This is a genomic window from Massilia sp. P2_C2 (assembly GCF_056404615.1).
Genome location: NZ_JBFUDR010000114.1, coordinates 1 through 18,275, shown reverse-complemented (window position 1 = coordinate 18,275; position 18,275 = coordinate 1). Strand labels below are relative to the sequence as shown.

Genomic DNA, 18,275 nt, shown 5'->3' with positions numbered 1-18,275 from the left:
GTCCCGGAGTGCAAGCCCAGTTCCTTGCTGCTGCCGGTCGTCAGCTTGTTCAGGTCGAAACCCGACAGCCAGGGGCGGCCAAAACGCAGCGCATCCTTTTGCCGATCATTGCAGTAATTCCAGACAACGTTACATGCATGCGACTGCCTGTTGAGCAGCCCGTTAAGGGATTTCACGCGGTAACGATAAACAAGAATCATGCTGTGATTATACGCAGCGCTTTTCGCAACCGAAAGGCATCGATTGCTGCGCAATCGGCTCCTTTCCTTCCCGCCCTGAAGAGTACCTGATGAAAATGGACGCCATGGCCCACGACCACACCCAACTCCACCGCGGCCTCAAGAGCCGGCACATCCAGCTGATGGCCCTCGGCGGTGCCATCGGTACCGGCCTGTTCCTCGGCGTCGCGGAAACCGTCCGGCTGGCCGGTCCATCCGTGCTGCTCGGCTACGCGATCGCCGGCCTGATCGCCTTCCTGATCATGCGCCAGCTGTCCGAGATGATGGTCGACGAACCGGTCGCGGGCTCGTTCGGCCATTTCGCCGACAAGTATTGCGGCCGTTTCGCCGGCTTCGTCTCCGGCTGGAATTACTGGGTGTTGTACGTGCTCGTCAGCATGGCGGAACTGTCCGCCGTCGGCATTTATGTGCAGTACTGGTTTCCAGGCGTGCCCACGTGGGTGTCGGCGCTGGGCTGCTTCGTGCTCGCCAACGGCATCAGCCTGATCAATGTGCGCGCATTCGGCGAGAGCGAGTTCTGGTTTTCCGTGATCAAGGTGGCGGCCATCGTCGCGATGATCGTCTACGGCGTATTCCTGCTCGCCAGCGGCGGCGCCGGGCCGCAGGCGTCCGTCGCGAACCTGTGGACGCACGGCGGCTTTTTCGCGCACGGCATCGAGGGGCTGGTCATGTCCATGGCCATCATCATGTTTTCGTTCGGCGGGCTGGAAGTCATCGGCATCACGGCGGCCGAGGCGGCCGACCCCGCGCATTCGATTCCGCGTGCGACGAACCAGACCCTGTGGCGCATCCTCGTGTTCTACGTCGGCGCGCTGGCGGTGCTGCTGTCGCTGTATCCGTGGGACCAGATCGTGCCCGGCGCCAGCCCGTTCGTGCTGATCTTCAAGGCGCTGGACGCCGGCGTCGTGGCGCACGTGCTGAACGTCGTGGTGCTCACGGCCGCGCTGTCCGTCTACAACAGCTGCGTGTACTCGAACAGCCGCATGCTGTACGGCCTCGCCGTGCAGGGCCATGCGCCGCGTTCGCTGCTGCGCGTGAACGAGCGCGGCGTGCCGCTGGCGTCGCTGGCCGTGTCGGCCGTCGCCACCGCGCTGTGCGTGGGCGTCAACTATGCCGTGCCCGGCAAGGCGCTGGGCTTGCTGATGGGACTCGCCGTCGCGGGCATGCTGATCAACTGGGCCATGATCAGCTACAGCCACCTGCGCTTCCGCGCCGCCAGGCGGGCGGCGGGCGCGGCGACGGCCTTCCCGAGCCCGCTTTATCCGCTGACGAACTGGGTCTGCCTCGTCTATCTGGCCGGCATCGTCGCGATCATGGTTGCGACACCGGAACTGCGCGTGTCCGTGTGGATGATCCCGGCCTGGCTCGCCGTGCTGGCCATCGGCTACCGGGTGGCGGAAGGCCGGCGCACGCGCGTGGCTCGCGCCGCTTCCTGAGCTCGCCTTTTCCGTACGCCATCGGTGCCGCCATTCGCGTTACACTCGTCCAGTCACGACTAGCGAGCAAAGCATGGAACAACAGGAATTCCTCGACACCCTGCGCGCGGAAGGCTATGCCGAACCGGTCCTCGTCCAGCGCGCACCGAATGGCCGCCTCGACGACCACGCCCACCCGTTCGAAGCGAAGGCGTTGATCCTGAAAGGCGAGATCCGCGTCCACGCGGGCGGCGAGATCAAGATTTATCGCGCGGGCGACGTGTTCCACGTGCGGCGCGACGAGCCGCATCGCGAGAGCTACGGCCCGGACGGCGTGGAATACCTGTCCGGCCGGCGCTAGACGCGCGTCGCCTTGCGCCGCGCACACACCTGGGACAGCACGAGCACCGGCTGGGCGTCGGGCGCGCGGAACACGATGGCAAAGCAGTCGAACCAGTCCTGCGGATCGGGGCAACCATCGGCCAGCATGGTGCGGTATTCGTCCTCGGCGCGGTATGAATAACTCACGATGACCTCGCCGGCAGCGAAGCCGAACCAGGCTTCGTCGTCCGCGGTCGGACGTATGCCGTCGCCATGGCGGCCATCCCAGCCATGCTGCGCCGGATCGAACAGCAGCACGTCGCGCCCGCACACGGGACAGGCTGCGAACACGGGCGCGACGGGCGCCGCCACCGTCTTGCGGCCGAACAGCCCGCGGCGCTCGCGCCGGCATGCGGTACGCAGTTTCAGTTCCCAACTGCCACAGGGGCAGCCGAGGCGGCGCGCGATGCAGTCCGGGCCGTGCGGCAGTCCACGCACGGCGGGTGCGGTGACGTTGGCCAGCATGAACGGCGCCAGGTTGGCGGGGATGCGGGCACCGAGCAGGGCGATGAGGTCGGTCACGACGGATCCGGATTCAGAAATACTTCGACAGATAGTACACGCCGGAGTCCGGGAACACGGTTGCCACGCGCGCTCCCCCGAGCCGCGGCGCCAGTTGCGCGATGCCGGCCGTGACGCAACCGCTCGAACCGCCGGCCAGGATCCCCTCCTCCGTCGCCAGCCGCCGGCACCAGTTCACGGCGTCGTCGTCGTCGACCTGCACGACGTCGTCCACGACAGCCGCGTCGAAGCTGCGCGACGGCTGCCGCTTGCCCACGCCCTCGACGATAGTGGCGAACGGACCGGCGGCGGGCGTGTCCGTGACGAGCTTGCGGTAGGACGAATTGCGCGGTTCGACGCCGATCACGGTCAGGCCGGGCTTCTGCTCCTTCAGGTAGCGGCCGATGCCGGAGATCGTGCCGCCGGAGCCGATGCCGCAGACGAATACGTCGATCTCGCCGGCCAGTTGCTGCCACAGTTCCGGGCCCGTGTCGCGGTAATGGGCTTCGCGGTTCAACGCCGAGCGGTACTGGTCGAGGAAATGGACATGCTCGCCCTCTGCGAGGTGCTCGGCCACGGCCTGGTAGCTGCAGGCGCAACCGCCGCCGTCGTCCAGTGGGCACAGATGCACCTCGGCCCCGTAGGCGCGGATGCGCTTGACCTTTTCGATACTGGTGGTCTGCGGCAAGGTCACATCGCATTGCAGGCCCAGAACGGCACTGGCCATCGCAAGTGCCGCCCCCGTGTTGCCGGACGAGCCTTCGACGACGCGCGTCGTCCCGGCCGGCATGTGGTTCAGCATGTAGCGCACCATGCGATCCTTGATGCTGCCGCCGGGGTTCATGAATTCGAGCTTCGCCACCACGTCGACACCGGGAAAGACCCGGCCGAGCCTGACGACGGGCGTGTTGCCGATCGCGTCCATCACGGAGGATTTCACCTGATTTTTCACGCCGCTCCTTTTCATTGAAATTTCCTCAAAGAAAGCGTAGCACAAGCATTTCTTTCCTGGCGTCGGCTTGAACCGTGCGCTACCGGCATGGTTACCTTAACCGGCCAAGACCAGTTCCGGCAAGACATTCCCGCTGCCCAATAGTGTGAACAATAGCCTAAGCGAACTTTACACTGGGCTGACCGCCGACGCCGCCATCGACTTGAACGCCGGGATTCCTGTCGAGCCGACGACATCCAGCGCAACGCCGAGCCCGGGCACCGGGCCGGGTTGCGGCTCGGCACCGCGAAGTCATCCTTGCCGTTACCTCGTGCTCGCCCCCTGCAGCGCAACCCGCGCGAACTGCAGGTTGCGCGCCCTCCAGTCGCCCATCGTGAAACCGGTGCAGCGTTCTCCGGCGCTGCACTGGTACCTGAGGTCGCCGAACCCGGTGGCATACTCACCGCGCGGATTGAATCCGAGCGTGACCGTGCCCCGTGGGTAGGTCAGCACGAGGTCGCCGTCCCTGGCGGTGACCGAATACAGCACGTGCAGCTCGTCGCTGTAGAAATCGCCTTCGTACCGCCGCAGCTCTGCATCGGACGGCACTGGACGCGCGATACGCTTTGCCGGAATGTCCCGTCCGCCCACGTGCAGGGTGCCGCCTGCGGCGAAGCCGTCCTTGYCCGGCGCGTCGAAGGTGAACTGCGCATCCGTCGACCGCGCGAAGAAGGCGCGCTCGCCGTACGCGTACACTGGAATTTTCGGAAAGCCAGTGCCCAGCGCCATCAGCCGGCCATCCTCCTTCGTGAACATGACGCCGGTTTCGGGCGACGTCGCGTAGTATCCGGCCAGCGCATCGAGGCGCGCCGGATCTGTCCCGGTTGCCCTGAATGCCTGCTCGGGCGCCGCCGGTGCCGCCGGCTGTATGCCGGGTGCGCCAGCGAGGTAGATGTCGGCGATGCCGCCCACCATCCGGAACGTGTTCATGTCGGACGTGTTGGCGAGCACGATCACCGACAGGCGCTGATCGGGAAACCGCCACAGTTGGGCGCTGTAACCTGCGATCGCACCGCTGTGTTCGACCCTCCGCAAGCCGCGGTAGGTCTCGACAAACAGGCCGGATGCGTACTCGATCGGCTTGCCGTCATTGAGCACGCCGGTGACCTGCATCCGCTTGACCACACCCATGCCGCCGACACGTCCATCGTAGAAATTGCGGTCCCACAGGGCCAAGTCGCCCACCGTTGTCAGCACGCCGCCGTCACCGACCGTGGCCACGCTCACGGCGACGGATTTGTAGCCGCCCCGCTCCGATGGCTGGTACGGCAGCGCGCGTCCCGGCACGAGGCTCCCGTACTCGGGCTGGAACGCCGTGTGCGTCATGCCGAGCGGCGCGAAGATGCGTTCGCGCGCGAACTCCGGCAGCGGCTTCCCGGAGACCCGCTGCACGATCCGGCCGAGCAGCAGATACCCGGTGTTGCTGTACGCCCATTCCTGCCCGGGTTCGAAGTTCAACGCGCGCTGGCGGCCGATCAGGGCCAGCGCCGTGCCTTCGTCGATCACGTCGTCCCCGCGCAGGCCGGCCATGAACATCAGCTCGAAATAGTCGCGCAGTCCGCTCGTGTGGTGCAACAGGTGGCGGATCGTGATCGTCTTGCCGAAGTCCGGCACGTCCGCCAGGTAGGTGCGGAYATCGTCGTCGAGCGACAGCTTGCCGTCCTGCGCCAGCAGGTGGATCGCAAACGCGGTGAACTGCTTGGACATTGAGCCGATGACGACCTCGGTCGCCGGCGACATCGGCACGCCGTGCTCGATGTCGGCCAGTCCGTAGCCTTTGCTCAGCACCACTTTGCCATCACGAATGACCGCGACAACGGCCCCCGGCATGCCTGGCCGGTTCCACCTGGCGAACAGCACGTCGACCTGCCGTTCCGGCGACCGGGCGGCGTTCGCGGCCACCTTTGAAGCTGCGTCCGCCGTTCCGGTCAGGGGTAAAGCGGCCAGCAAGGCCACGAGCAATGCGATCCGTTTCATGATGTCGTCCATGGTTGTCGATATGCCGGATATTGAACAACATTCCTCCCCGAAATGGAAGGATTCTTTTCCATGTCTCGGTAGTTCGGAATGCCATCCAATGGCAATGAAGCCGCACGACCGGTGCAGGCCGAGTCTACAGTGCGCTAGAATGAGGCTTTCTTAGAGAAGTTCAGCATGCCCTCCCCCRCCATCACCGAATCGTCGATCGTCCAGCTGGTCGACTCGTTTTATGCACGCGTACGCGACGACGCCGTGCTCGGCCCCGTCTTCGAAGCGAAGCTGGCCGGGCACTGGCACGAGCACATGCCGCGGATGGTTGCGTTCTGGACGAAGATTCTGCTCGGGACCGGCGAGTTCCAGGGGAATGTGTACGACGCGCACATGGCGCTGTCGGGGATCGGGACCGAACACTTCGTGCGCTGGCTCACGCTGTTCAGGATGACCGCCATCGAGGTGTTCGGCACCGAGGGCGCGAACGAGCCGATCCAGGTGGCCCAGCGCATCGCCTCGAGCCTGCAACTGGGGTTTTTCGGCGATATCCGCGTCTAGGCGCGGCGCGCGGCCTCGTCCTGCTCCGTCACGGCGGCCAGCAGCGGTTCGGCGAGAATGGTATGGCAGTGATAATCCGTGTATTTATACGGCATTTCCTTTTGGTAATCTATGTTTCCTGAAAAAGATTCGAAAGGATGTCCGGATGCTTTCCCTGTTTCGCGCCACGCTGTTCGCCGCGGTGGCGACCACGATATCCGCCCATGCCGCCGTCGACCTGAACGCCCCGATTCCCGTCGGGCCGCAAGTCAAGGTCGGCAAGCTGGCGAATGGCCTCACCTATTACATCCAGCGCAACGCCAAGCCCGAACACCGGGTCGAGTTGCGGCTCGTCGTCAAGGCCGGTTCGGTGCTCGAGGACGACGACCAGCAGGGTCTGGCGCACATGGTCGAACACCTGGCGTTCAACGGCTCGACGCATTTCAGGAAGCATGAACTGGTGTCGTACCTGGAATCGATCGGCGTGAAGTTCGTCGCCGACCTGAATGCTTATACGCTCCCTGACCAGACGGTCTACACCCTGCCCGTGCCGACCGACCGCAAGGAGAACGTCGCCACCGCGTTCACGGTGCTGGAAGACTGGGCCCACGGCGTCACGCTGAACGCGGATGACATCGACAAGGAACGTGCGATCATCCTGGAGGAAGCGCGCCTGCGCAATACTGCTCAGCTGCGGGCGCTGAAGGCGCTGATGCCCATGCAGTACAACAACTCGCGCTACGCGCTGCGCCTGCCGATCGGCCAGGAAGACGTGATCCGCAACGCGAAGCCGGAGGCCCTGCGCCGCTTCTACCGCGACTGGTACCGGCCGGACCTGATGGCCGTGATCGTCGTCGGCGACATCGAGCCCGTCGAAGCCGAGCGGCTCGTCAAGGCCCATTTCGCCAAGCTGAAGAACCCGGCCCACGAGCGTATCCGCACGTACCCGGAGACCACCGCGCGCAAGGCCAGCGAAGCATTCGTATTCACCGATGACGAGTTGCCGGTGAACGAAGTGCATGTGCACTACCCGGCCCGGCCCGAGCCGGCCCACGGCAGCTACGGCGACCTTCACGCCGAGTTGGTCGACGACCTCCTCAGCCACATGCTGAACGCGCGCCTGCTCGAGCTTGTGCGCCAGCCGAATCCACCCCGCATTGCTGCCGGATCCCAGCAGCCCCTGAATGCGCGCCAACGGGAGTTCATTGCAATCGCCGTACTCGGCGAGGGTAGTGCCGTCCAGTCGGTCCAGGCCCTGGAAGAGGAACTGCAACGGGTGCGCCAGTTCGGATTCTCCGATGCCGAACTGGGCCGTGCTCGGAAGAGTATGTTGAGCGGGACGGAGAAGATGTTCAAGGAACGGACGACGACCGACTCGGCCGAGTTCGCGAAAGATTACCTGCAGAATTTCATGACCGGCGCTCCGATTCCCGGCGCCGAAGCCAAGTACCGCCTGGTCCAGGAAATGGTACCCACGATCACCCTGGAGGAGGTCAACGCCGCCGCGCGCAAGGCGTTCCCGCAGGGCGCCGGCCGGCTGGTCGTCTCCATCGGCAACAAGAAGGCCGGTCCGCCTCCTACGGCCGAGCAATTGCTGGCCAGCGCCGATGCAGGCGCGCATGCCCAGATGACGCCCCGCGTCGAGAAATCGCTCGCGCAACAGTTGATGGAACGCCCAGCCACGCCAGGCCGGATCACCGCCGAGACCCGCGACGAGACCCTCGGCCTGACGCGCCTGACGCTTTCGAACGGCGTGCAGGTCCTCCTCAAGCCCTCCGGCTTCCGCAAGGACCAGGTGCTGCTGAGTGCGCGGCGCTTTGGCGGCACGACCCTGTTCGATGCGCAGGACCAGACGAACGCCCTCAACGCCGGCCTGTTGGTCATGTCGATGGGGGTGAAAGATATTGCGCCGCTCGACCTGCCGACGGTACTGACGGGCCGCAATGCCGAACTGCGCGTCGGTCTCAGCCAATACATGGATGAAATCAACGGCCGTTCGGGCAGCGGTGCCGAGGATCTCGAAACCATGCTCCAGATGCTGTGGCTGCGCTTCGACGGCGTGCGGCGCGACGAAACCGTGTACACGAAGCTGAAGGGCGCCCTGGCCCAGAACCTGCACAATCTCCAGGCAATACCGAACGCGCGCCTCCTCGACGCCACCATCGACGCCACGTTCGCGCCGAACCCGTACAAGACGCTGCCGCTCGATCCAGCACAACTGGAGCGGTTCGACCTGGACCGCAGCATCGCCCTGTACCGCCAGCGCTTCGCCAGCGCGAAGGACCTCATCTTTATTCTCGTCGGCGATTTCGACCCGGAGGCAATCAAACCGCTCGTCGCCGCCTATCTCGGCACGTTGCCGACACCCGACCTGCACGTGGGCTACCGCGACGTCGGCCTGCGTCCAGTGACCGGCGTCGTCAAGAAAGAGATCCAGGTCGGCATCGAACCGAAAAGTATCGTATGGCTGGAATTCACCGGGCCGGCTGCCTGGTCACCCGCCGAGATGCAGCGCATGAACGCCCTGGTCGAAGTGCTGAACCTGCGCGTCATCGCCGCCCTGCGCGAAAAGCGCGGGCTGATCTATGCGGGCGAGGTCCGCGGCAACGTCGAGCGCATTCCCTACGAGCACTACAGCGTCGACCTGGTACTGCCGACCGCGCCGGACAAGGCCGACCAGGTCGTGGYTGCAATGTTCGCGGAAATCGACAGCATCCGCAAGGATGGCCCGACCCAGGCCGAGCTGGACAAGGTGAAGGCCAACTGGCGCCAGCGGCATGAGCAGCAGTTGCACGAGAATGAGCATTGGATCACTCAACTGCAGGGCTCGCTGCTGGACGGCACGCCGGCCTCGGCCATGCTGACGGCCCTGGCCGAGGGCGAGAAACTGACGGTGGCCGATCTGCGCGCCACCGCGCAGCGCTATCTTGACAAGGACAATTACGTCCAGGTCGTGCAGAAGCCGGAAACCGCCGCGCAGCCGACCAAGGTGGCCAGCAAGTAAGCGCCACCGTCACGGCATCGGATCGCACGGGGCCGGCGGCCTTACCTGGTCGTCGACCCCGCCACCAGGTTGCCGTATCCGGACGCGAACACGATCGCGACGTCAGGATGGCCGGCCACGATGCGGCGGGCCAGGGCATCGCGATCCTCGACGGCGAGCGACACGCCCTCCAAGACGGCGTCGCCGTCGTCATCCCGGCGGGCACCGAACACAACGTCATCAACACGTCGGACAGCGAGCCGATGCGCCTGTACACGCTCTATACGCCGCCCGAGCATCCGGATGGCATCGCGCACGCCACCAAGGCCGAAGCGGACGAATACGAAAAGCAGCGCGACCACCACTGATGCCCGGCCGGGCTCATCCCCTGCATACGAGCCCGTAGCGCGTCATCGTACACGCGCGCTGGAAGCACCGGCGCTCGTCATAGCCGTGCGCCCGGCATTGCATCAGCAATTCTTCGCGGCGCTGGCGCGCAGACGGTTCTGCGGCCACCCGCGCCGGGGGCGGCGTATCGTGGGTCCGCGCGCGGGGCGTCTTTGGTGCCGGCCGCTTGTCTGCCGTCACCGCCTGCCGTGGCGCGCGTTTCGGCGGCGCGACGTCGGCCGCATGAGCAGTCGCGGTGTCGACGGTCTTGACGGTCCGGTCGGCGGCGGCGTCAGGCGCCGGCGCCACCGGGACGGGCGCCGCTGTCGCCACGTCCGGCAGCGGTCGGACGATGTCCGCCGCGGCGGCCGGCTGCGGGACACGAGTCGCGGCTTCGGGCGCGGCAGACGCCTGCGCGCCACTCCCCGCGGCCGCTGGCGCCGTGCCGGCCGGCGCTGTTTTCGCGACAACGACGGGCGCGCCGACGCCCCGGGTTTCCTTATACAGCCACAGACCGCCCGCCGCCACACCCGCGACCAGGCCGCCGGCAATGCTCCATACGGCGAGACGGCGCTTCCAGAACGCGTTCCTGGCCGGCGCCCTGGGTTGCGCAATTTCCGCGCTCAGGCGTGTCGCGAGCCAATCGGCCTCGTCGGCGGCGCTCGGTGCACGCGGGATCGTGACGTCGTCGGTAAACGGTTCGGGGCGCGCGACCGGACCGGCGTCGATCCGCGGCCGAGGAGGCGCTTCGGGCCGGAGATAGTCTTCCGGATCGGGGGGCGCAGCGGCGGGCGCGCGGATCGCCACGGGTTCCGGTGCCGGTGGCCGAGGGAGGGCGTCGTGGCGCGCCGCCCTCCCGGGCGATGGCGGCGCAGTCATTGCCGGTGGCGCGGGCGGCGCTGCGGGCCGGGACCGTGCCGCGCGATCGGCCCAGGACTCGATCGCGACGCCGAGTCCGCGGGCCGCCGTGTCCGGCCCACGCTGCATGGTGCCGGCGTCGGCCCGCTGCATTGCCGCGTCCCTGTCCCCGCTGTGCGCGCCCGGGCCCTGCCAGACTGCAGGCCGTCGCCGCGGCACGGCGGCATCGTCCGGGGCATTGCGTGCCTCGGGTGGCGTGGGTAGCGTAGCTCGCGCGGGTGGCGCGGACGCAGGTGTCGGTGGCTGCGGCGGCGTGGGAGCCGAGCCACTCTCCTGGAGGTCTAGAAACAGTTGGGTCTTCATGGTGCAGTGCGCAAATCCGCTGTGCAAGATTGGCAGTGTAGCGAATCCCGTCCGGGCGCGGAGCGCGCCTGCACCGGAGGATCGTGCGCCGTTGCCCGTGCGCACGAGCTGCACCCCTGCCACAACGTCACGGCGACCTGCAACGGTGCCGAGCGCACAGCCGGCAGAGTGACTTCCAGCAGCCGCTTCTTCGCATCCCAGCGGTACGCGCGCGCCTTGCCGCCGGCCTGCACGGCGCGCGGACGGACTGCGATATTATGCACCGTCAGGTCAAACGTGCGCGCGGTCGGTGTCGCGGCGGCGCCCGTTTCGGGTGCAATCCCTTATTCCAGGCGACCGTCGGCCAAGCGGCTCGTGAAGCGCACATGGAGTAGTTAAACTACTTAACCTCATCGTGCGGCTATCCCGGCCGTTCTCGGGCGACAATATCAGTAACGTCAACCCACGAAAGCCCCCATGCGCATCGCCACCTTCAACGTCAACGGGATCAACAGCCGCCTGCCCGCCCTGTTGCAATGGCTGGACGAAACCAGGCCGGACGTCGCCTGCCTGCAGGAATTGAAAGCGCCGCAGGAAAAATTCCCGGAGATGGAGATCCGCGCGGCCGGCTATTGCCCGGTCTGGCACGGCCAGAAAAGCTGGAATGGCGTTGCGATCCTCGCGCGGGGAACGGAGCCGCAGGAACTGCAGCGCGGGCTGCCGGGCGACCCGAACGACGAACAGAGCCGTTACATCGAGGCGGCCGTGAACGGCATCCTCGTCGCCTGCTTGTACCTGCCGAACGGCAACCCGGCGCCGGGGCCGAAGTTCGAATACAAGCTGCGCTGGTTCGAACGCCTGCGCCTGCGCGCGCAGGAACTGATCGACGCGCGCGCGCCGGTCGTCATTGCCGGCGACTACAACGTGATGCCGACCGAACTGGACGTGTACAAGCCCGAGCGCTGGCTCGACGACGCCCTGTTCCGCCCGGAGACCCGCGCCGCGTACCAGCGCCTGCTCGACCAGGGCTGGACGGATGCGTTGCGCGCGATGCATCCGGGCGAGGTCATCTATACGTTCTGGGATTATTTCCGTGACGCGTACGGCCGCAATGCCGGCCTGCGCATCGACCACTTGCTGCTGAGCCCGGCTCTGGCGCCGAAGCTGAAGGCCGCCGGCGTCGACCGCGACGTGCGCGGGCGCGAAAAGCCCAGCGACCATGCGCCGACGTGGGTCGAGCTGGACTGGCCGAAACTGGCCTGGTATCCCGAGGCCAACAGATGAGATGTTCGTGAAGCCGGCGGATCGCTAACTCTGCGGCCACGCGCTGATCCGCAACCTGCGCGGCTGGCTGATGTCGGTGCCGCTGTCCAGGCCTGCCACCGCGGACGAAGCGGGCTGCGCAGGCGCTACCGCCCATTGAAGCTGTGCGGGCGCACCCGCCGGCTGCAGTGCCCCGCTTCGACCTACGCCCCCCTCTTCGCGCCGCGCATGGCGGCTGATCCACTGGGATCACGGCCAATCCGGCCGTACCAGGCGCCCGACCATGTAGTTAATTTGCATTAACACATCCACCCAAATTAATTAATGCAAGAATTCGTGTAACTCCGACGTAAATAGGTCTACAATTGTATGGTATCGATAACGTACCGCCCGCGTGCATCGGTGCCGATTCGTCGGCCAGTCGCCCAGTTGTACGGTCGCGCATCTCCGGCCCGCACGGGGAAGTCGGTGGGTGCCATTCGATATGGTTTGGCGTCAGATGTACTTCGTAGATTAAAAACAATTCATGCCCCGGTCGGGTTACGCGTCAGCGCTGCCGCGTCTTACTGCTCGTCCGACGTATGTTAACGTTACCAGAAACAATAAAGCGAGGTTTTCAATGAGGGGACAGAGATGAGAACAACAAGATTTGCAGTGGCGCGCAAACGCGTCATGAGCGTCGCGGTTTCGGCCGCCATCGCGGCGACGCTGGCTCCGCTGCCGGCCCGGATCGCCATGGCGGATCCTATCGATACCATGGTGACCAGCTACCAGCCCGTCATCAGTGAATCGATCGATGCAAGCGGGTTCAAGCATCCCGGCGTCGGCTTCACGAAGGCGCAGCTGGAAAACATGCGCGCCCAGGTCCTGGCGAAGAAGGAGCCCTGGTATACCCACTTCAACATGATGCTCCAGTCGGCCAACGCTTCGCGCACGCGCGGCGTTTCGAACATCAATAGTTCCGACCCGACAAAGCCGCGYATCTTCGGCATTGCTTCGGGGGGCGACGAGGGCATTTTCAAGACGGACGCCCAGACAGCCTACACCCAGGCAATCCTCTACTACGTGACCGGCGATCCGGTCTATCGGGCCAAGGTCATGCAGATCATCCGCCTGTGGGAGCAGATGGATCCGTCCAGGTACGCGTATTACACCGACTCGCACATCCACACCGGCATTCCGCTGCAACGGATGACGGGCGCGGCGGAAATCATCCGCTATACCAGCACCCAGGATCCGGCGCTCGAGTGGACGGATGAGGACACCCAGAAGTTCTCGGCCAACCTCGTCGTGCCGGTGATCCAGACCTTCAACAACTGCAACTGCCGGTTCATGAACCAGCAGTTTTACACGACCATCGCGAAGATGTCCGGTTCGATCTTCATGGGCGATCGCGAAGGGTACGACCAGGCGGTCGAGTGGTTCACCGTCAACAAGGATGCACCGGACCCCGCGTGGACCGGTTCGATCAGGCAACTGTTCCGCATGGTGACGCACAACGACCTCACCGGCGAAGAGATTACGCCGCAGATCCAGCACGTCGAAATGGGCCGCGACCAGGCCCACGGCGCCGGCGACCTGACCAACGCGGAGATCCTGGCCCGGCTGATGATGGCGCAGGACACGAAGGTCGATCCGGTGACGGGTACGCCTTCGACCGAGGCGAACGCCGTCGGCCCCTACGAATTCCTCGACGACCGTCTGTTCGCCGTCCATGATCTGTTCGGCAAATATATGATCGGTTACGACATCCCGTGGGTGCCCGTCGCCATGAGTGTCAACCCGGATGGCAGCGTCCGGGGGCTGTATCGGAACGTGGCGAATGGGTATCGCGGCCGCCTGACCCAGAACACGTGGGAAGCGTTCTATTACTATAAGTATGTCCGCGGCATGGACCTGGAACAGCTCGCCCCGAACTACACTTCGATCTACGCCAAGCGCAGGTTCTACGCCTGGGACAGCGCCGATGGCGGCGGCGATTACTGGCTGGCGATTCCCAAGGCCGCCGAAGCGGAGGGCAACAAATACCAGGTCATCCCCGATGTCGATCCRTATCGCGAAGTGGAAGACCGCTTCACGGCGTACGACGCCAATTCGGTTGCGCAGACCGAAGGCTCGACCGGCTTCGTACGCAGCACGGCCACGCCGGAAGGCTCGCGCTATGTCGTGTTAAGTTACGGCACCCCCGCCACGTCCATCGGCTTCCGCATCCGGACCAATGGCCAGGCCATGCTGGACGTCAACGGCAATCCGATCGCGTTGCCGAACACGCACGGCCAGTGGCGCTACGTGGTGATGCAGAGGGACATGCCCGACTTCCTGCCGCTCAAAATCACCGGCAACGGTACCACCGTCGACATCGACCACGTCAATATCCAGTCCAGCACCCTGCTGAGCCCACCGGTCTTCAAGTCCGGCAGCGGCGACGTGACTTTGTACACGTATGCCGGCGCCACCGTCCCGACGACGGTCGACCTGTCGGCCACCGACCCGGCTGCGGGCGACGTGGTGACCTACAACATGGACAACCTGCCGCAAGGTGCGTCGTTCGACACCAGCACGGGCGCATTCTCGTGGATGCCGACCCAGGCCGGCACATACACACTCGTGGCCGAGGCCTCGGACGGGACCACCGTGACCACCAAGCGGGTCACCGTCGTCGTGGGTGCCGACCGGCAGTCGACGGTATCGACCGTCAACGCGCCGTTCAAGCCGGACACGCTGTACGTCACGTCGACCAGGGACGCCTACCAGGCCGCCTACGCGGACATGCAGRACACGATCGGGTCGAGCACGGACACCGCCTACTTCCAGAAGCTGGCGACGTTGCGTGGCGCGGTCTCCGGGCTCCAGGAACTGACTCCGCTGCTGCCGGACGGCAGCATGAACTACACCAACCTGTTCTTCAAGACGAATTTGGTGACGAACTTCGGCGGCTATGCCRCCAACGGGATCGACAACAATACCGGCACCAACATCCCGTTCACCACGGCCGTGGACAGCAATCACACGCAAACGCTGGACTTCGGCCCGAGCTTCAAGGTGGCGGCGAGCGCGTTCCAGGTCCAGCCGCCCGGCAGCTTCCCGGAACGCATCGGCGGCACGACCGTCTTTGCTTCCAACGACCTCCAGAACTGGACGCGGATCACGCCCGACGAGACGATTGCGACCGAGGACCTGCAGACGCTGAACGTGCAGGAGGACCAGCGCAACCAGCGCTACCGGTTCTTCAAGATCTCCATGTTTCACCTGATCTCGTCGTACAACATCCTCGAAATGAGCGAATTCCGTCTCTTCGGCACCCGTTACGAAACGGTCAACAAACTGAACAGCGTGTCGGTGACGTCGGACCAGGCACTGAAGAACCGCGTCATACCCGGCAATACGATCAAGGTGGCTTTCCAGTCCTCGGAACCGATCAACAATGTGACCGCCATGATCCAGGGCGAGCCTGCCACCCTGACCACCACGGATAATCTGAACTGGACGGCGACACTGSTCGTCMAGCCCACCACCACGMCCGGGCCGGTGAAATTCCTGGTCAACTACAAGACCGCCGCCGGGGTGGACGCGGAACCGGTGATATTCTCGACCGATTCCACGAACCTGTTCATCGCGGACCAGAAGAATTACATCGGTAACGTGCTCGACATCGCGACCCTGACGGATTCCAACGGCCGCAATGCGACCGATGTGGTCACGAACGCCAACCGCCTGTTCGACAGCAACCTGGCGTCGGCGACGGACCTGCGCCTGAACGGCGCCGGGAGCAATGGCTGGCTCGAGTTCGACTTCCGGGGCGGCGGTACCGTCGCGCTGTCCCGGGTCGATCTCATCGCCCTCCAGGACCCCAAGTTCACCGGTCGCACGACCGGCACCATGTTCCAGGGTTCGAACGACAATGCGACGTGGACAACGATCTCGACCTCCGCCGCGAATACAGCGGACTGGCAGAGCCTGACGATCACCGATCCGACGCCGTACCGCTACATCCGCATGACCAATCCCACGAACGGGTWCGGGAACGTGGCCGAGGTGCGCCTGTATGGCGCGACCGCGTCGACGAACCGCATCGCCACTGCGTCGCTCACCTCGCCGCAGGCGCTGCGCAACCGGATCGTACCGGGCAATACCGTGAAGCTGAGTTTCACGGGCAAGGAAGCGCTCAGTAACGTGACGGCGACGATCGATGGACTGCCCGCGGCCATCAGCACCACGGACAACATCACCTACACGGCCACCGCCACCCTGCCCCAGGGCACGCAGCCGGGTCCAGTGAAGTTCGCCATCGACTACGTCACCCAGGACGGCAAGACCGGCTACGAAGTCACCCAGACGACGGACGCCAGCTCGCTGAACCTGGTCGATGAAAGCGACCTCATCCAGAACGTGCCGACGATCGCGACGCTGATCGATTCGACCACGAACCGCAACGCGGCCACGACGCTGTCGGTCGTGAAGACGTTGTTCGACGCGAACCTGACCACCGGTTCGGACTTCCGTAACGGCTCCGGCGGATCGGGCACGGGTGCCTGGGTGGTTTTCGACTTCAAGCAAGGCAACCAGGTCAGCCTGACGAGCACCGAAGTCATCGGCAGCCAGGACCAGTACTTCACGCGCGTCAACGGGCTCGTGTTCCAGGGCTCGAACGACAATGCCAACTGGACCACGCTGACGCCAGCGGCGAAGTCGACCGCCGATTGGCAAACGCTGCCGGTGAACAGCCCGGCGCCCTACCGCTATATCCGCGTCTATAACCCGAACGCGTGGTTCGGCACCATGAGGGAAATTCGCCTGCACGGCTGGCTGCACGGCGTGGACACCACCGCGCCCGTCACGACGGCCGCGGCCCCGCAGGGGACCGTCACCACCGACGCGACCGTCACGTTGAGCGCGACGGACCAGGGCGGCTCGGGTCTGGCGGCGACCTGGTACACGGTCGACGGCGGCGCGCAGCAGAAGGGCAACGCGGTCACGCTCACGACCAGCGGCACGCACACGGTGAGCTACTGGAGTACGGACTGGGCGGGTAACACCGAACAGCCGCACGCGGTCACGGTGACGATCGACAAATCGGTCAACGTCACGGCGTTCGCGGCGATCTCCCGTTCGGGTCTGACGTTCAACCGCTTCACCAACAAGTACACCGGCACCGTGACAATCACGAACCCGGGTGGCCAGACGCTGACCGGACCGCTGCAGTTCCGGCTGCAAGGCTTGCCCGCCGGCGTCACGCTGGACAACCAGACGGGCGTGAAGGATGGCGTGCCCTATGTCGCGCTGCCCGTCACCGACCTGGCGCCGGGCCAGAGCGTCACGCTGACCACCACGTTCTCCAACCCCTCGAAAGTCGGCATCGGCTATACCCCGCTGCTCTTCAGCATGAAATAAAGGTGACACCATGTTCAACTACAAGCACTTCCTCGCCAACCTGGCACTGGCCGCAGCAACGATCGTCGCCTGCGGGCAGGCGGCGGCCACGCCGCTCTACTACCACGTCGACGTGGACACCACATCGCTGGGGACGGGCCCCGCGTGGCTGGACCTGTATTTCCTGGGACTGGCCGGCGCCGCCGATGCAACTGCCACCGTGATTCATCTGGAAGGTGCGCTGGACGGCGCGCCGGACCTGCTGGGATCGGTCACGGCCGGGGCACCGGGCGCCTACGTATTCGGCAATGCCGGCGGCGGCAGTGAACTGGTCCAGGCGATCCAGCTCGGCGGGAAGTTCAGTTTCGACGTCAGCTTCGCGATGGCAACCGGCAACACCGGCACCACGTTCGGCTGGTCGCTGTTCGATGCAACGCACTACCTGGGCGTCGACGGGGATCTGGGCAACTTCATGCTGCAGCCGGATGCGCCACTTGGACAGCAGATCTTCGTGGCCGCGCCCCCTGCCCCGCTGGGCAACGTGACGCCGGTCGCGGAACCGTCGACGGCGGCCTTGATGGCGGTGGCCGTGCTGGCGATGCTGGCAATGCGCGGCCGGGCCGCACGCCCGGCCTGAGCGCGTCGTAACGTGCAAAGTCATGCCGCCGGTGGCCAACGCCTCCGGCGGCTCCTTTCGGCTACGGCCGGCCCAACCGAGCTAGTGTCCCGATAGCACCTCCGGACAAAGGCGGGTATGACGGCGCCCCCTCGCGACTGGAGGAGAATTCGCGACGCGTCAGTCGATATGTCTTGGCTTCAGATGCACTTCATCGATTAAAAACATTCGATGCAATCGTTCGGGGTACGTGTCAGCGCTGCCGCGCCCCGCGAATCGTGAGCCGATTGTTAACGGTAACAGCAACGCTAAACCGAGGTTTTCAATGAGGGGACAGAGATGAGAACAACAAGATTTGCAGTGGCGCGCAAACGCGTCATGAGCGTCGCGGTTTCGGCCGCCATCGCGGCGACGCTGGCTC

General features: G+C 65.2%; 12 protein-coding genes and 1 pseudogene. 8 read left to right on the top strand and 5 right to left on the bottom strand.

The annotated features are described in order from the left end of the window. A pseudogene (locus tag AC1DYX_RS15050) lies at positions 1-200 on the bottom strand (RNA-guided endonuclease InsQ/TnpB family protein); the annotation flags it as partial. 104 nt (positions 201-304) lie between these two features. On the opposite strand from AC1DYX_RS15050, the gene AC1DYX_RS15045 reads away from it, so the two are divergent. Together AC1DYX_RS15045 and AC1DYX_RS15040 are read left to right on the top strand one after the other, a co-directional pair. Beyond that, the gene (locus tag AC1DYX_RS15045) at positions 305-1,675 is read left to right on the top strand and encodes an amino acid permease (RefSeq protein WP_477260111.1); all 1,371 of its coding nucleotides are present in this window, start codon (positions 305-307) and stop codon (positions 1,673-1,675) included. Positions 1,676-1,748: 73 nt separating this feature from the next. After that, positions 1,749-2,015, top strand: a complete 267-nt coding sequence (locus AC1DYX_RS15040) for a cupin domain-containing protein (RefSeq protein ID WP_477260109.1) — start codon at positions 1,749-1,751, stop codon at positions 2,013-2,015. On the opposite strand, the gene AC1DYX_RS15035 is transcribed toward AC1DYX_RS15040, so the two are convergent. From AC1DYX_RS15035 to AC1DYX_RS15025, 3 genes are all read right to left on the bottom strand, one after another. After that, entirely contained in the window at positions 2,012-2,557 is a 546-nt protein-coding gene (locus tag AC1DYX_RS15035) for a hypothetical protein (protein ID WP_477260106.1), read from the bottom strand. The two genes, AC1DYX_RS15040 and AC1DYX_RS15035, sit on opposite strands and share 4 nt — an antisense overlap. A 13-nt stretch (positions 2,558-2,570) precedes the next feature. Continuing rightward, the gene (locus AC1DYX_RS15030; protein ID WP_477260104.1) at positions 2,571-3,503 is read right to left on the bottom strand and encodes a PLP-dependent cysteine synthase family protein; all 933 of its coding nucleotides are present in this window, start codon (positions 3,501-3,503) and stop codon (positions 2,571-2,573) included. A gap of 288 nt (positions 3,504-3,791) precedes the next feature. After that, a complete protein-coding gene (locus AC1DYX_RS15025; RefSeq protein ID WP_477260102.1) occupies positions 3,792-5,504 on the bottom strand; it encodes a serine hydrolase domain-containing protein in 1,713 nt (570 codons plus the stop codon). A 177-nt stretch (positions 5,505-5,681) separates the two neighbouring features. On the opposite strand from AC1DYX_RS15025, the gene AC1DYX_RS15020 reads away from it, so the two are divergent. The 3 genes from AC1DYX_RS15020 to AC1DYX_RS15010 all read left to right on the top strand — a co-directional run bounded on the left by AC1DYX_RS15020 (position 5,682) and on the right by AC1DYX_RS15010 (position 9,386). Further along, entirely contained in the window at positions 5,682-6,056 is a 375-nt protein-coding gene (locus AC1DYX_RS15020) for a group III truncated hemoglobin (protein ID WP_477260100.1), read from the top strand. 145 nt (positions 6,057-6,201) lie between these two features. Next, positions 6,202-9,039, top strand: a complete 2,838-nt coding sequence (locus AC1DYX_RS15015; protein WP_477260098.1) for a M16 family metallopeptidase — start codon at positions 6,202-6,204, stop codon at positions 9,037-9,039. A 107-nt stretch (positions 9,040-9,146) separates the two neighbouring features. Further along, positions 9,147-9,386 carry a cupin domain-containing protein gene (locus AC1DYX_RS15010; RefSeq protein WP_477260095.1) on the top strand — a complete coding sequence of 80 codons (240 nt, stop codon included), beginning with the start codon at positions 9,147-9,149 and terminating at the stop codon, positions 9,384-9,386. Positions 9,387-9,399: 13 nt separating this feature from the next. Here the strand turns inward: AC1DYX_RS15010 and AC1DYX_RS15005 are convergent, their stop codons facing one another. Further along, on the bottom strand, positions 9,400-10,212 hold the full coding sequence (locus AC1DYX_RS15005; RefSeq protein ID WP_477260093.1) for a hypothetical protein: 813 nt from the start codon (positions 10,210-10,212) through the stop codon (positions 9,400-9,402). 870 nt (positions 10,213-11,082) lie between these two features. Here AC1DYX_RS15005 and xth point away from each other — a divergent pair. From xth to AC1DYX_RS14990, 3 genes are all read left to right on the top strand, one after another. Next, complete coding sequence (gene xth, locus AC1DYX_RS15000) at positions 11,083-11,889, top strand: exodeoxyribonuclease III (RefSeq protein ID WP_477260091.1); 807 nt, start codon at positions 11,083-11,085, stop codon at positions 11,887-11,889. Between the two features lie 651 nt (positions 11,890-12,540). Beyond that, on the top strand, positions 12,541-17,259 hold the full coding sequence (locus tag AC1DYX_RS14995; protein WP_477260089.1) for a discoidin domain-containing protein: 4,719 nt from the start codon (positions 12,541-12,543) through the stop codon (positions 17,257-17,259). A 10-nt stretch (positions 17,260-17,269) separates the two neighbouring features. Beyond that, positions 17,270-17,875, top strand: coding sequence for an NF038129 family PEP-CTERM protein (locus AC1DYX_RS14990; RefSeq protein WP_477260087.1), 606 nt, complete (start codon positions 17,270-17,272; stop codon positions 17,873-17,875). Positions 17,876-18,275: the final 400 nt, after the last annotated feature.

Coding starts and splice junctions, on each gene's coding strand:
- xth (WP_477260091.1), top strand. CDS start 11,083: ATGCGCATCGCCACCTTCAACGTCAACGGGATCAACAGCCGCCTGCCC.
- AC1DYX_RS15030 (WP_477260104.1), bottom strand. CDS start 3,503: ATGAAAAGGAGCGGCGTGAAAAATCAGGTGAAATCCTCCGTGATGGAC.
- AC1DYX_RS15010 (WP_477260095.1), top strand. CDS start 9,147: ATGGCCGGCCACGATGCGGCGGGCCAGGGCATCGCGATCCTCGACGGC.
- AC1DYX_RS14990 (WP_477260087.1), top strand. CDS start 17,270: ATGTTCAACTACAAGCACTTCCTCGCCAACCTGGCACTGGCCGCAGCA.
- AC1DYX_RS15045 (WP_477260111.1), top strand. CDS start 305: ATGGCCCACGACCACACCCAACTCCACCGCGGCCTCAAGAGCCGGCAC.
- AC1DYX_RS15040 (WP_477260109.1), top strand. CDS start 1,749: ATGGAACAACAGGAATTCCTCGACACCCTGCGCGCGGAAGGCTATGCC.